This is a genomic window from Hymenobacter sp. M1-2, assembly GCF_057808495.1.
The window spans coordinates 1-13,990 of sequence record NZ_JBTYZO010000012.1; the positions used below are offsets into that span (position 1 = coordinate 1).

Below are 13,990 nucleotides of genomic sequence, written 5' to 3' on the forward strand. Positions count from 1 at the left end.
TGGCTTTCTGTTGCAAGCACTCCGCCTTGCCTGATTTTGGTGCGGGAGCCCTACCCCGACGGGGCTTTAGTGGTTTTTTACCGGTTGGTTGCTACCGACATACCGCCCCTCCGGGGCTTCCCATAGGCCGCCGTGCGTAAGTCCTATTAATAAAGCAACTCACCCAGCCCCGCCAGCGCGGCGCTTCTCGTCTTCGGCCCCACCAGAGCGGCGCTTAGTTTGCGCCACCTTATCGTTGCCGAAACGGTAGCTGAACGAGAGCGTAGCCACCCGCGAATCCTGGCGCTGGTAGAAGCGCTCCACGTAGTTCTCGTAGGTGGAAGTGGCGCGTACCACGCTGGTGTAGAAGATGTCCGTTACGTTTAGCTTGAGCGTACCTTTCCGGTCCCAGACCTGCTTTTGCACGCCGGCCGTCACCTGGCCCTGGGGCCGCACCAGGAAGAAGCCGTACACCTCCCGCGACTGGTAGCGGGCACTCAGGTCGGCAGTCCAGCCCTTGCCGAGCGGGAAGGTGCTGTTGCTCGTGACGTTGTAGGCCGCGCGGCCCGTATTGAGGCTGGTGCCGGCCAGGTTGCCCTCGAAATGGTTGTAATAGAGCACGGCGCTGTTGTTCATGGTCCACCATTTGGCCAGCTCCACCGGCGCGTCCAGCGTGAGAGCCACGTACTGCTGCTGCCCCAGGTTCTGGCTCGTCGATACCACCGCGCGGCCGCCCTCCGGCGCCGGCTGCACCGTCCCGATAATGGGGTCCGTGGTGACGCTGTAGCTCACGCCCAGGTTGTATTTCTGGCGGAAAGTGTGCGTCAGCTCGAAATTGTAGCTGGTCTGCGGGAGCAAGTCGGGGTTGCCGGCGCCGTAGGTGGTGGCGTCGATGTAGGAGCGGAAGGGGTTGAGCTGCCCGTACGAAGGCCGGTCGATACGGCGGCTCAAGGACAGAGATAGGGCGTGGTTTTTAGAGAAATCCCGCTTCAGGGAGGCACTCGGAAACAGCTGGAAGTAGTTGCGGTCAAAACCCTGGCTGGGGTCTTCGGGCACGCCGGTGGCCTTGGTTTGCTCGCCGCGCAGGCCCGCCTGTAGCGTCCAGCCAGGCCGCGTGTAATTGAGGTTGACGTAGCCGGCGTTGATGTTCTCATCGTACAAAAAGCGGTTGGAGCGGCGCGCGTCGCGCACCAACCCCACGCCATCGGGCCCCGGAATGCGAAATAGCAGGTCGTTGTCCGATTTCACCCAGCTCACCTTGCCGCCGGCTTCCAGCGTCAGCTGCTTGCTCAGCAGGTGCGTGTAGTCCGCCTTCACCGACCAGATATCGAGCCGGCCCCGCTGGTTGCCATCGAGCAGGTCGAGCGAGTCGTTGGGGAAGGTGTACACCGTGCTCAGTTGCTGCAAGCGGCGGCTGTCATAGCGGGCTACGTCGGCATCAGCGGTTAGCTCGCGCGGCCCCACCGAATCCTGCGCGAAGGTGTGGCGGAAGTTGAGGTTGCCGGTTACATTGGGCACGTCCAAATCCCGGGTATTCAGGGAACCGTAGCGGCGCTGCAATTCCCCGTCGGGGGCCAGTTGGTTGGTGGCGTTGGAGCCGGTCTGGGCCAATTGAAAATCCACTCCGCTCACCACCGCACCCAGTACCGTATGTTCGCCTAGGTCGTAGTCGAGGCCGCCTTTCCAGGTGTGGGAGCGGCCCCGGCCGGTGCTAAAGTTCTCTTGGTCGGTGCTGCCGGTGAAGGTGCGCGTGCCATCGGGGTAGGTGTAAAAATCCCGGTGAATGCTCAGCGCCCCAAAGTTCTGCCGGTCGGCGTAGGTGTAGCTCCCAAACAGATTGAGACCCTTGCGGCGGTGGTTGAGCGAGAGGCCAGCCGTGTACTTGTCGTTGCCGTAGCGTCCCAGGCCATAGCTGGCATTGATGGTGCCATTGGTGCCCAGGCGCTGGTCTTTTTTGAGGTTGATAGCAATGATGCCTGCCCCGCCCTGCGCGTCGTATTTAGCCGGTGGGTTGGTGATCAGCTCGATGTTCTTCACTTGGTCGGCGGGCAGGGCGCGCAAGTAATCGGCCAGCTCGGTGCCCGTCATGGGCTGCCGTTTGCCGTCGATGAGCACCAGTACGCCTTGTTTACCGCGCAAGGCCAGGTTGTCGTTGCCATCCACAGTTACGCCCGGCGAGCGGCCCAGCACTTCCAGCGACGTAGCACCCGCCGCCAGCGTAGTGCCTTCCACGTTCACCACAGTGCGGTCGGCGAGGCGCTCAAACTGTGGTTTCTGGCCCACTACGGTCACTTCTTTCAGGTTGGTAGCCCCACTGGCCGCCAGCGCCAGCGTGGGCATCTTCACCTCGCTACTAGCCACCTCCACCGGCGCACTCCAGCGCCGCACAAACCCCACCTGCGACGCCGATACTAGGTAGCGCCCGGCGGCCACTGGCCCTAGTCGGTAAGCTCCCTTCTCATCACTGAATTCCGACTTCACCACCACCGAGTCCTGGGCGCGGTGTAGCGTGAGCGTGGCAAATTCCACCGGCTTGCCAGCCGCGTCCTGCACGGTGCCATTTACGGTACCAGTGGTCTGAGCAGTAACGTTTTGCGTGGAAACCAGGCTTGAAAAAACGGCCACAGCAAGGTAAGCCGGCCGCCGCAGCCACCGGGAATAAAGAGTTTTCATGAGCAATACAGAGTGTCGCTGTTGAAAAAAGAAGAAGAAGGAATGGTGCGCCCGCCCGGAGGTAGCGACGTGACGCGGAAGAAGAAAAAAAGCTGCGTGGCCTCTTCAGCAAGGAGCAGCAACTGGCAAGGACGGCCCGCTTTCTGTCGACGGAAAACGGAGCCAGGCAATGACTACGAATTTGTTCGTACAATTATATACGAAGTATTTCGTAGGTGCAAGAGGTTTGGCAATATTTTCTTTAAAAAGGCGGATTTCGTCTCAGAATCATGATTTCTGTGCCTGTGCAGGGCTAATTGTTAGGGGAGGAGCAATTCGTGTAAATCCGTTCTAGCAGGCCGCGCAGTACGGTGAGGTCGTCTTCGCTGAGGCCGCGCAGGGCCAGGGCGCGGTTGTTGAGCACCACGGGCTGCACGGCTTCCAGCACCCGCTCACCTTCTTCGGTCACGCGGAGCTGGCTGCGGCGGCCGTCGGAAGGCAAGGGCACGGCGGCCAGCAGCCCGCGCCCCGCCAGCAGACTGATAATGCGCGCCACCGAAGCCTGGTCCTTGAAAACCCGATCGGCAATGTCGGTTTGCGTTAGGTCGTCGTGCTCCTGAATCACGCGCAGCACCAGCCACTGGTCGATGGTGATGGCAATGCCCGCCCGGTCGATGTTGGCCTGCGCCATTTTTCGGTACTGCCGAATGGCTTTGTCGAGCGAATAAAAGATGACGTTGGAGAGCATGCAGGCTGTTTCGGGGTTCTGAGTGAATAGATGTATGACATATCATAGAAGTTGCCTGCGTTGAAAAATATTTTTCAGAAGCGCGTATTCCGACTGGGCGTTTTGAGTGTGTTGGCAACAGCATTTTGCTCGCAACCGGCTCAGCGGCGCGGGGTATGGGGTAGGGCGGAGCAAGAGAAGCGCCGCGCCGTTGGGGAGGCAAGGATTGCACCGGGCGAAATGCTTTTCGCGGAAAGAACTGGAAAATGCAGGGCGACGAAACGGGTTTCGGAGGCACCGGCCTCAATTGGCTGGAAACGGCCTTGGCATAGCTGGCATTGGGTTTGGAAAAAGAAGGACAGACACTTCTTTCATCCTAACCACTTGTACGTCATGCACAACATTGATCGAACCTTGCAGGAACTGGAATCTGGCTCGCTACTGACCGGAGAATTTGAGAACACCTACGAGTACGGCTCCCAGGGCGAATATGGCTCGCAGGGCGAGTACGGCCAGGAGTTTGGGCAGGAATTCAGCGGCGAATTTGGACAAGAGTACAGCAACGAATACGAAACCAGCCAGGGTGAGAATCTGGAGCTGGAAATGGCCTATCAGCTGCTCGAAGTCAGCAACGAGCAGGAGTTGAATCAGTTTCTGGGCGGGCTCATGAGCAAAGCGGCAAATGCCGTCCGGGGTGCCGCATCGAGTTTCGTGACGTCGCCGGCGGGCAAGTCGGTGGGCTCGTACCTAGTGAAAGTAGGCAAGGAAACACTGCCGGGATTAGGCCTGAAGTACGGCGACCAGTTTGGTACGCAGCTCGGCAAAAAGTACGGTGGCGCGGCGGGAGGAGCGGTGGCGGGGGCGCTTGGCGGGGCCGCGGGCAAATGGGCGGCCACCAAGGCGGGCAACTATCTGGCCAGCAACGCCCAGCGCATCTTCAACCTGGAGCTGGAAACTCTGAGCCCCGAAAACCAGGAACTGGAAATAGCGCGCTCCTTCGTGCGTTTCGCCACCGACGTGACCCGCCGCGCCAACCAGGCCGTGCGCCAAAACCCCAGCATTGGTCTGGCCGACCTAGGCCGGCAGGTAATCGGGGCCTCGGCTCAGCAGTACGCCCCCGGCTTGCTACCCACCAACGGCAATGGCAACGGTGCGCAGCTCTCACAACGCCGCTCGCGCGGTGCCAAAGGCACCTGGGAGCGGCGCGGCAACTCCATCGTGCTCTACGGGGCCTAAGCCGCCAGCGGCACTACACTCATTTTCATTCACAGGAAGCCTAACTGCTTACCATCATGTACAACAACGAATTTGAACTGGAATTTGAGCAAGGTCTCGGCCAGGAGTTTGAGTATCAGGAATCGTCTTTCGATGGCGCAAGCTCGCGGGAGTCGTACGAGTTCAACCAGGAATTTATGGGCGAAGCCGACCACGAGTTCAGCGGTGAGATGTTCGAAATGGGCGACGAGCTGAGCGAAACGCAGGAAATGGAGCTGGCGCACGAGCTGCTGAGCGTTCAGAACGAAGAAGAGCTGAACATGTTCCTGGGCAAGCTCATCAAGGGGGCCGGCAAAGCCATTGGCGGCATCGTGAAGTCGCCGATTTTCCGCGGCATTGGCAACGCCCTCAAAACCGTCGCCAAAAAGGCACTGCCTATTGCGGGCGGGGCGCTGGGCTCGTTTTTCGGCGGCCCGCTGGGCGGTATGGTGGGCGGCAAGCTCGGCTCGATGGCCAGCAACTTGTTTGAGTTGGAGCTAGAAGGCCTCAGCCCCGAAGACCAGGAATTTGAAATGGCCCGCGCCTACGTACGCTTCGCCGACTCGGCGGTGCGCAACGCGGCCAACCTGCACCGCCGTCAGCCGGGCTCACAAGCCCCCGCGTTGGTGCGTTCGGCCCTGACGCAGGCCGCCCAGCAGCACGCACCCGGCTTGCTGCGTCCGCGCAACGCCAACGGCACGTTCCGCTCGGCCAATGGCAACGGCCAGCAGAGCCAACACGGCCAACATGGTCAGCAGAGCCAGCACGGACAGCAAGGCCAGAATTTCTACCCGCAACGCGGCGGGTCGGGCCACCGCGCCAGCAGCGGCACCTGGACGCGCCAGGGCCGTACGCTGGTTATTCAGCTCTAGGGGCATGAAACGCCCCGCCGACACCCAGTTTTTGATTAACGAGGCGCTGTCGTTGCTGAGCCGGCTGCAAACGGTACGGTCCTTTGCCCTGAACACGCCCATGGTGCTGGCCGCTTCCGTGTCGGCCGCGGCCAACGTCGCCATTAACGAGCACCTGGCCCGCGTGGCGTTCGATTTGCGTCGCCGCTTGCAGGAGTTCATTCAGTGGGCCCAAAGTCCGGCCGCGGCAGACGTTAGCGCCGCCGAAAGCCAGGCTAAGTACGTGCTGCTGAAGCTGCGCTTCAACAACCTGCTCGACCAAGTCGACATCTTCGCCGACGTGCTCAGCCAGCGCGGCGAGCATGTGACGGGCACCTGGATGGCGGGCCTCGATGTGCTGGCCGAAGATGCGCTGGCGCTGCCCGGCAACTACTACGACGCGCCGCCGCTCATCTGCTTTCTGGAGCGGGGGCACGGGGCGGCCATCCGGCGGGCCCGCACCCGGTTGCCGGGCGGCGACGACAACCCGGTGGGCGTGATTCAGATTCCGCGCGAGCGAATGGTGGGCAGCGGCATTGCCTCGTCGCTCATTCACGAGGTGGGCCACCAGGGCTCGGAGCTGCTGGGGCTCACGCAAACCATCAAGGACGAAATCAGCCGCACCCAGCTCGGCGGCGACGCGGCGGCCGACTTACCGTGGCTGCTGCTCAGCCGCTGGCTCAACGAAATCCTGTCCGATTTCTGGGCGGTGGCGCACCTGGGCATTTCGGCTACTTACGGGCTGATGAGCGTGGTGAGCCTGCCGAGCTACTTCGTCTTTCGCATCGGCACCGACGGACCCCACCCGTTTCCCTGGATTCGGGTCAAGATCAGTCTGGCGCTGGGGGAGGCCCTGTTTCCGCACCCGCAGTGGGCCGCTCTGGACCAGCAGTGGGAGGCCTTGTACCCCACAACGGAGCTGCCCGCCAACAAGCAGCGCATCATCGAAAGCCTGGAGCAAGTGCTGCCGGCCTTCGCCGGGCTGGTGCTCAACCACCAGTCGAAGGCTTTGCGGGGGCAGCGGCTGGCGGACCTGTTTCCGGTGGCCGAGCGGCAGCCGGCTCGTTTGCAGCAGCTCTACCAGGAGTGGCAAGCCCAGCCTGCCCAGCGCGAGCAGTGCGCCCCCACGCTGGTATTTGCGGTGGTGGGCCAAGCCAAAGCCGATGGCAAGATTACGGCCCCGCAGGAATATCAGCTCCTCACCCAACTCCTGACGCGCTGGGCCCTGAACCGGGCCAAAAACTACGGCCAGCGGCCCATGCCGACGTCAACAGCCATATCCAAGCTGGCGGCCAACCGCTCTCACCTTCACTCTCTAACTGCCTAATTTCATGGAACGCGAATTAATCATTGACTCCAACCAGGTGTACATAGGGGACAACTCGACCCTATCGCTGCGTCTGAGCCCCACGGACAATATACCGTTGAGCACGGCTCTGAGCGGCAAGTACATCCACCTCATTTTCGACAACCTGACCTGGGACGAAAATTTCGTTGCGTTCATCTATAGGTGCGACGTTACTGCTGGCAAGCTCACGCTTGTAAATACGCGCACTCAAACCAAGGACCTGTTCAGAAGCATCACCCAAAATCTCAACAAGCCCATTCCGCTGAAGGATGCTCAAAGTATTATCATCGACTGGGAAATTGAAGGATGGGATACGCCGGGTACTTACACGGTTGGAGGCTTCATTGGAACACTGAATTCTGAGTTGAGTGCTGAGAATTGGCTGGAGGCCAGTACTAGTATTCGCGACGAAGTGAGAAATGAAGACTTCTCGCCCACGCTCAAGCTGCGGGTAATCGAAGAGGGTGACTCCCAACCGGTGAAAGTTTCGCTAAACGAAGCGAAGCGCGAGGAAACGTCCGACCAGCCACTATGGTCCCTGATCCGGAACCGGACTGTCGATTTCAGCCAGTACCGGGCATTTATTGACCGGGTGATGTGCTCTACCGACGAGTCGGACGCGCGGGCGTACGTCACGCAACGCTATTTGCCTTTCAACCGGGCAGCCTCCTACAGCATGCTCAAGCATGCCACAGAATACTATTTGATGCAGGAAATAGGGCTGGCCATAGTAAAGGACACTAATCCGGAGTCAGAAACTGATTTTCAGGGGAGTGTTACGTCGAGAAACAGAGGGGTAATAATGGATACCCGGACGCCACGGCTAGCCAGAACCGATCGGCTCAGTAGAGGTGGTCTTCAGGAAGAAAGGCGACGGACAAGCGGCGCACCTTTCAGCCCCGCCGCTTACAAGGCGGATTATCTGGAGCAGCTGGAAAACAATGAAGGCAAAGTGCTGCCCTACTTCAAGATCATCCGCGAGAAGCTGTCGGAAGTACCACTGAAAAAGATGGAAGACCTGCCCGGCTTCAACGGAGGTATGGTTCCTGGCCCGGACGTGTGCTATGGCATTCTGCGCTCCAAGCTGCAAGCGCCGCCTTTGATGGAGCTGATCTGGTCGTACTGGATGGAGGAAGGCGGGCTGGTGCAAACCATGAACGCGCTCTGCCTGCGCTTCCAGAACGTGCGCCGCGGCGGGCCCGGCAACGACCCCCTGGCCAACCTCAACCTCGACCCACTGCGCCCGCTCAACAATCTGCTGTGGGGCTACATCGAAGACGAGCGCAACCGCCTCACCCTGAACCGCCGCAACCTGGAGTACCAGTACGAGTACGGTATTTCGCTCATTGGCAAGGCGGTGCAGAGCATTGCGGTGGCCGAACACCGCAGCAACTTCCTGCGCGGCTTCCATAGCCTGCTGCGGGCCGCGGTGGAGTTCTACCAGCAAGCCAACTTCACTACCGTCATTCCCGACGGCTTCCCAATTCTCAACCACCTGCGGGAAGTGCACCTGAGTCTGGCCGAGGGCGCTCACAACCAGTACGGCGACCTGCCCTGGACCTCGCGGGCCGAAATGCTAAGCCAGCAGTGGCTGCTGGCCCGGCCCGAAATGCGCGAGTTCCTCGGGGGCCGCATCATGGTGCCCTACACCGAGCCCTGGATGGACCGCGTCGACAACATGAAGAGCTTGCAGGGCTGGAACCCCACCAACATCACCCACTTCCGCGACCTGGCTACTTTCGGCGAGCAACTGTTGCTTTCCGTGCGCTACGGCAGCTGGAACGACCCAACCATTGGGGCCCAGAACGCGGCCAACTGGGCCCACTACTGGCGGACCGAAATCCAGCGCTACCTGCACGCCTACAAAGCCGTGACCGGCGTAGACCTGGCTTCCGACATCGTGGACGCCCGCATTACGGTGCCGGCCAGCGAAGACCGGTACCTGCAGCCCTCCCAACTGATTGAGCGGCAGGTGGCGCTGCAAAGCCCGGCGGCCCAGCAACAGCGCCACCGCCAGCTAAACGGTGGCGGCGCCCTGCCCTCGACTCCGCCCCGGCCGGTAGGGGCCCCGGCTCTGCGGCGCGGCCCGTTCAATGAGTGATTTCACCTCGGCGCTCTATCTAGGCCGGCCGGAAGTCCCGGTGGGGCTTCCGGCCGGCTTACCGCTGAGCACCGGCCAGCCGGCCGCGCTGGCCGAGCCGGAACTGGCCCGCTGGGTGGGGCAGGAAGTGGCTCGTCGCCAAGGGCTGGAAGATGGGTTGCTGGCTCCCTCGTCGTTGCATTTGTTCTGGGACGTATTTCGGCTGGTGCCGCGCCGGGGCGTGGTTTTCGTGGACCAAGCCCTGTACCCGGTAGGCCGCTGGGGCGCCGAGCGCATCTTGCTGCGGGGCTTACCCGTGGTGCAGTTCCGTACCGGCGACGAAGACCAACTGCGGCGCTTGCTGCACGTCTACGGCCAGCAGGGCCACACACCCTGGCTCGTGACGGACGGCTGGCTCGTAGCTGCTGGTCGCCCGGCCCCGCTGGCCCGCTACCTCGCCTTGCTCCAGCCGTATCCCGATGCCGTGCTGCTCGTGGATGATGCTCAGGCTTTCGGGGTGCTTGGGGCTGGCGCCACTGCCGCGCGGCCTTGGGGCCAGGGCGGGGGCGGCAGCACGGCGTATGCTGGCCTGCACAGTCCGCAGTTGCTCACTATCACGTCGTTGGCTAAGGGCTTGGGCGTGCCGGTGGCGGTGCTGGCCGGCAGCGCGGCCCGAGTAGCGCAGTTCCGGCAACGCAGCGAAACGCGAGTGCACACCAGTCCGGCTTCCACCGTGCACACTTGGTTGGCGGCCCAGGCTTTGTGCCAGGATGCCGCCCACGGCGAGGCTCGGCGCCAGCGCCTGCTCCGCAACGTACGGCAGTTTCGGCTGGCAATGGAATGGACCGGCTTGCCGCTCCAAGGCGGCTTGTTTCCAGTGCAAAAGTTGCAACTGCCCGATGCCCGGGTCGCCTTCGACTTGTACCGGGGCTTGCAGCAACAAGGCATCCGGGCCCTGCTGCTCGCCAACCCAGCCCGGCCTACGGTGCCCGACGTGGCTTTCTGCCTGCGCGCCGACCACACGACGGCCCAGCTGCGGCACGCCAGCCACTGCATACGAGAACTACTTGGCTTACCCTCGGCCGCCTCAGCTGCCGCTTCACCTTCTGTCTTCTTTCATTTTTTCTGTTATGAACACTACGCTACACGCTGAATCTGCCCCGGCTGCCGGGGTGTTGGCCACTGTCTACACCCGCCTGGGGCGGACTCTGCGGGTGCCGCTGCGCGGCGCTTCGGCAGCTCGCGGGGCGGGCTGCGTGCGTCATCCGGAGCAGCAATTTATGCGCTGGTTCAACCGGCAAGTAGCGGCCAATCCGGGCTTTGCGGGACAAGTCAAGAGCATTTTGCTGGTCGTGAACCGGGAGCAGTGCGTGAGCTGCCAGCAGGCCCTGGTGCGGTTTCTGAGCCGGTTCAATCTCGGCAACCGACTCCGCCTGCTGGCCACTGACCCCGCGCCGGGCTGCGGCTGCACCAACTGCCAGAAGCAAAATGAAATGGGGCACGAGCACGAAGAAGAAACTATGAGCGACGAAATGAGCCGTTGGCGAGTGCCAGCGCGCACGGCAGCCCTCCGGCGAGCCCCCGTGCGTGGTGCCCGGCCCACGGTAGCCAACGTGGGCCGCGCCATTCGGCCGTTGCGACGCTTCCCGTTGGTGCGCACCTTGGTCCGGCCGAGGCTGCTGGGCTACCAACCCGATGCCTTAATAGCGGCCGCTGCGGCGCCGGCTCCGCCACAACCCGCGGCTACCTGTGCCGCCCCGGGCGGAACTCGGCCCACGTTGCGCTTCGGGGCCCGCGGCGAGTATGTGAAATACCTACAATGCCGCCTGAATTTTCATCAGGTGAGCTTAAGCCAACCGCTCGTGGAAGATGGCGTGTGGGGCGCGAAAACGCAGGCCGCCGTGCGCAGCTTCCAGCAAGGCAAAGGTTTGATGGTAGACGCAGTGGTTGGCCCCAAAACCTGGGCCCAGCTTGATGCCGGGACTTCGGTGACGCCAAATATCCCGCCCATAACCCCACCCCAACCCACGCCCAGCGGTACCACCGACGTAGATAAGGTGCGTTTCCGCAACGCCACCGACATCAACGCCTTCTTCGTGGCCCGAACCGGCCAGGATTTCGTCGACTGGTTCCGGGGCAAGGTGGGCGGACGCGGGGCCTGGGTGCGCACTTGGCAGGGCAAAACATCGGCCGTGAGCATGCCTGGTACTGCTGATGCCAAAGCGGGCTTCCAGCAGTTCTGGGACGGTATTCCGCTGGTGTTCAATACGGCCGAAATCAACTTCGCGCAGTTTGCGGCCCTGCAAAGCATCCTCATCAACGAAACGGGCGGCACCATGCGGCCCATTGCCGAGCGCGTGGGCATGGCTGGCCATCCCGGCATAGCGTATGCCTTCGATAAGATTGCGGGCCTGAAATCGTCGTACAACGTGGCGCCCAACAAAACGGCCCTCGCACTTTTCAACGACCCTAATTTCGTGCAGGCGCACGGCCACAAGCCCTTGGGCCAGCAGCTGGCCAACACGCAGGATGCGCGCTGGGGCAGTGTTACGTATCCCACTAACGACTACCCGACTAGCACCGATCCGGCCGTGGCGGGCTTTGTGCAGGAGGCCGACTTCTACAAGTTTCGGGGCCGCGGCTACATCCAAATCACCTGGCGCAACGCCTACCAATGGCTTATTCCGTCGGTGCAGAACTACACCGGCGCGGACCCCATCATCCAGCGCTACCAAAAACAATGGCAGGGCCTGAGCCTCGACGCCGTTGCTACGCGCTCCAGCAACGCCGATTGGGACGCCCTGTTCATGCAAAGCCCCACCTTCGCGCTGGGAGCCCTCAAAATATTCTTCAGCCATAAGTCCGACAGCATCAACCGCGTACAAGTGGGCAACTGGCTCAGTGTACGTCAGGTGGCCTGCGACGTGATGTGTACCCCCGGCTACAAAGACCTGTTTGAGCAGCGCGTAAAACAGATTTTCAACACGCTAGGTACGGCGCCCGTACCGGCTGGGCCAGCACCAGGTTCGGTGCCGGGTGGTGGGGGAGTACAGCCTCTCGTACCAGTCACTGGCGGTGCCGAAAACGAGTTACGCGAGGCTATCATTGCTAACGCCTTGGCCATGATGTCCGAACCTGTGATTAGGGCCAGTGAGTTTGGCGAAGATGGTTTCCGCAGGGGGTGGCAAAAGCTGCTGGCCATGTTCAAGCTAGCAGCGCCGAGCTATATCGTGCCTGGATGGGAAGAGCATTCATTGAAGCGCAGCAAGAAAGTAGGAGCAGCGGGCTTTCCGCATTGGTGCGGCATTTTCGCCTTGTGGGCGGTGAAAGCAGCAGGCTTGAACGTGGGTACCTGGCAGATAGAAAAAGGCCTCAATAAAACATTTGGAATTCGGCATATCAAGCCAAACCAGTTGAAAAAAGGCGACATCGGCTACATCGCAGAGAAGTCTCACCACTTCCTGATTCGCGAAGTGTATCCCGATGGCTCGGTCGATACCATTGAAGGCAATTCACTGTACAGCTCGATTAGAACGGGCAAGCGCACCATCCATAACGCTAAAAGTATTCTAGGAGGCTTCACCGCTTTCTAACACTCAGCTGTCACGTTGGTGGCCGTCACCAACGTGACAGCTGAGTGTCCAAGCCGCCGTTTGTAGCACCAAATGGATGCTTGCTATTGGGAGCCTCTATATTTTCTTATCATGAACGCCCAGTTCCTGCGCGAGCTGCAACAGCTCGTCCGCTTCCCCAGCATCAGCACAGATCCGCAGTACACCGGGGCCGTGCAAGACTGCGCGGCGTGGCTGGCCAAGCACTTGCGAGGCATCGGGCTCGATGGAGTGCGGCTATTCGAAACGCCGCGCCACCCTGTTGTGTACGCTCAGAAGCTGGTGGGCCCGCACAAGCCCACGTTGCTCATCTATGGCCACTACGATGTGCAGCCCGTGGCGCCCGCTGCAGCTTGGACGGTGCTGCCCTTCGGCGCCGTAGTCCGGGGCAACAAGCTCTACGGCCGCGGCGCCTCCGACGACAAAGGCCAGTTTTTCACCCACGTCAAAGCCCTACAATTGTTGCTGGCTAGCGGGCAGCCGTTGCCACTGAATGTGAAGCTGTTGCTGGAAGGCGAGGAGGAAATCGGTAGCCCCAATCTTGGCGCCTTTGTGCGCCAGCACCGCCGCTTGCTACGCGCCGATTGGGCCGTACTGTCGGATACCAACCTGATTTCGGCCGAACAGCCTTCGCTCACTTATGGCTTGCGTGGCGCATTGGCGGCGGAGCTCACCGTACAAGGCCCTCAGGATGAACTCCATTCCGGTGTGTTTGGCGGAGCGGTGCTGAATCCATTGCAAGCGTTGAGCGAAATACTGGCGGCCCTGCACGACAAAGAGGGCCGGGTAACAATTCCCGATTTTTACGAAGCTGTAACTCCTGCTTCCGCCACCGAGCGAACCTACCTGCGCCGCCACGGCCCGCCTGATGCGCAACTGCTGCACGAGGCCCAGGTGAGGCAGGGCTGGGGCGAGCCAGGCTACAGTCTCTACGAGCGCACCACGCTCCGGCCTTCGCTCAGCATCACAGGTCTGAGCGGGGGCTACCAGGGCGAGGGCGTGAAGTCGGTGGTGCCGCCGCGGGCCAGTGCCAAGCTGAGCTTCCGGCTGGCCCCCGGCCAGGACCCGCATCAAGTGGAACGGCAGTTGCGCGCTCACGTGCAACGCCTTACGCCGCCGCAGGTGCAAGCCACGCTCCGTAGCCAGCTGCACGCGCCGCCCTATACGGTGTCGCCCCGGCATCCGGTGATGCAAGCTGCCGCGCAGGCTTACGCGGAGGGTTTCGGGCGGGCCCCGGTGCTGCAACGCTCCGGCGGCACCATTCCGGTGGTGAGCATCTTCGAGCAAGACCTCGGCATCCCGACCGTACTCATGGGTTTCGGCCTGCCCGACGACCGGAAACACGGCCCCGATGAGTTTATGTACCTGCCCAATTTCTGGCGCGGCATCCATACCAGTCTGGCGTTTTTGCGCCGGCTAGGCCAGTTTTCTGCCACTTCACCTGCATAG

At 61.7% G+C, this 13,990-nt stretch carries 9 protein-coding genes; 7 read left to right on the forward strand and 2 right to left on the reverse strand.

Annotated elements, in window-relative coordinates:
• Positions 1–159 precede the first annotated feature (159 nt).
• Together ACYSMN_RS12715 and ACYSMN_RS12720 are read right to left on the reverse strand one after the other, a co-directional pair.
• Positions 160–2,652, reverse strand: a complete 2,493-nt coding sequence (locus ACYSMN_RS12715) for a TonB-dependent receptor domain-containing protein (RefSeq protein ID WP_488924264.1) — start codon at positions 2,650–2,652, stop codon at positions 160–162.
• Between the two features lie 292 nt (positions 2,653–2,944).
• Positions 2,945–3,379, reverse strand: a complete 435-nt coding sequence (locus tag ACYSMN_RS12720) for a MarR family winged helix-turn-helix transcriptional regulator (protein WP_488924265.1) — start codon at positions 3,377–3,379, stop codon at positions 2,945–2,947.
• Positions 3,380–3,751: 372 nt separating this feature from the next.
• Between ACYSMN_RS12720 and ACYSMN_RS12725 the strand changes: the two genes are divergently transcribed.
• The 7 genes from ACYSMN_RS12725 to ACYSMN_RS12755 all read left to right on the forward strand — a co-directional run bounded on the left by ACYSMN_RS12725 (position 3,752) and on the right by ACYSMN_RS12755 (position 13,990).
• Positions 3,752–4,594 carry a hypothetical protein gene (locus tag ACYSMN_RS12725; RefSeq protein ID WP_488924266.1) on the forward strand — a complete coding sequence of 281 codons (843 nt, stop codon included), beginning with the start codon at positions 3,752–3,754 and terminating at the stop codon, positions 4,592–4,594.
• 56 nt (positions 4,595–4,650) lie between these two features.
• Positions 4,651–5,484, forward strand: coding sequence for a hypothetical protein (locus ACYSMN_RS12730; protein ID WP_488924267.1), 834 nt, complete (start codon positions 4,651–4,653; stop codon positions 5,482–5,484).
• 4 nt (positions 5,485–5,488) lie between these two features.
• Complete coding sequence (locus ACYSMN_RS12735) at positions 5,489–6,829, forward strand: hypothetical protein (protein WP_488924268.1); 1,341 nt, start codon at positions 5,489–5,491, stop codon at positions 6,827–6,829.
• A 4-nt stretch (positions 6,830–6,833) separates the two neighbouring features.
• Positions 6,834–8,951: a hypothetical protein gene (locus ACYSMN_RS12740; RefSeq protein WP_488924269.1), complete on the forward strand. Its 2,118-nt coding sequence runs from the start codon at positions 6,834–6,836 to the stop codon at positions 8,949–8,951.
• Positions 8,944–10,083, forward strand: coding sequence for an aminotransferase class I/II-fold pyridoxal phosphate-dependent enzyme (locus ACYSMN_RS12745; RefSeq protein WP_488924270.1), 1,140 nt, complete (start codon positions 8,944–8,946; stop codon positions 10,081–10,083). The genes ACYSMN_RS12740 and ACYSMN_RS12745 overlap by 8 nt, the downstream gene beginning before the upstream one ends.
• On the forward strand, positions 10,061–12,523 hold the full coding sequence (locus tag ACYSMN_RS12750) for a peptidoglycan-binding domain-containing protein (protein WP_488924271.1): 2,463 nt from the start codon (positions 10,061–10,063) through the stop codon (positions 12,521–12,523). Before ACYSMN_RS12745 ends, ACYSMN_RS12750 begins: the two co-directional genes overlap by 23 nt.
• Positions 12,524–12,634: 111 nt before the next feature.
• The gene (locus ACYSMN_RS12755) at positions 12,635–13,990 is read left to right on the forward strand and encodes a dipeptidase (RefSeq protein WP_488924272.1); all 1,356 of its coding nucleotides are present in this window, start codon (positions 12,635–12,637) and stop codon (positions 13,988–13,990) included.

Coding starts and splice junctions, on each gene's coding strand:
- ACYSMN_RS12725 (WP_488924266.1), top strand. CDS start 3,752: ATGCACAACATTGATCGAACCTTGCAGGAACTGGAATCTGGCTCGCTA.
- ACYSMN_RS12745 (WP_488924270.1), top strand. CDS start 8,944: ATGAGTGATTTCACCTCGGCGCTCTATCTAGGCCGGCCGGAAGTCCCG.
- ACYSMN_RS12755 (WP_488924272.1), top strand. CDS start 12,635: ATGAACGCCCAGTTCCTGCGCGAGCTGCAACAGCTCGTCCGCTTCCCC.
- ACYSMN_RS12715 (WP_488924264.1), bottom strand. CDS start 2,652: ATGAAAACTCTTTATTCCCGGTGGCTGCGGCGGCCGGCTTACCTTGCT.
- ACYSMN_RS12720 (WP_488924265.1), bottom strand. CDS start 3,379: ATGCTCTCCAACGTCATCTTTTATTCGCTCGACAAAGCCATTCGGCAG.
- ACYSMN_RS12735 (WP_488924268.1), top strand. CDS start 5,489: ATGAAACGCCCCGCCGACACCCAGTTTTTGATTAACGAGGCGCTGTCG.
- ACYSMN_RS12740 (WP_488924269.1), top strand. CDS start 6,834: ATGGAACGCGAATTAATCATTGACTCCAACCAGGTGTACATAGGGGAC.
- ACYSMN_RS12730 (WP_488924267.1), top strand. CDS start 4,651: ATGTACAACAACGAATTTGAACTGGAATTTGAGCAAGGTCTCGGCCAG.
- ACYSMN_RS12750 (WP_488924271.1), top strand. CDS start 10,061: ATGAACACTACGCTACACGCTGAATCTGCCCCGGCTGCCGGGGTGTTG.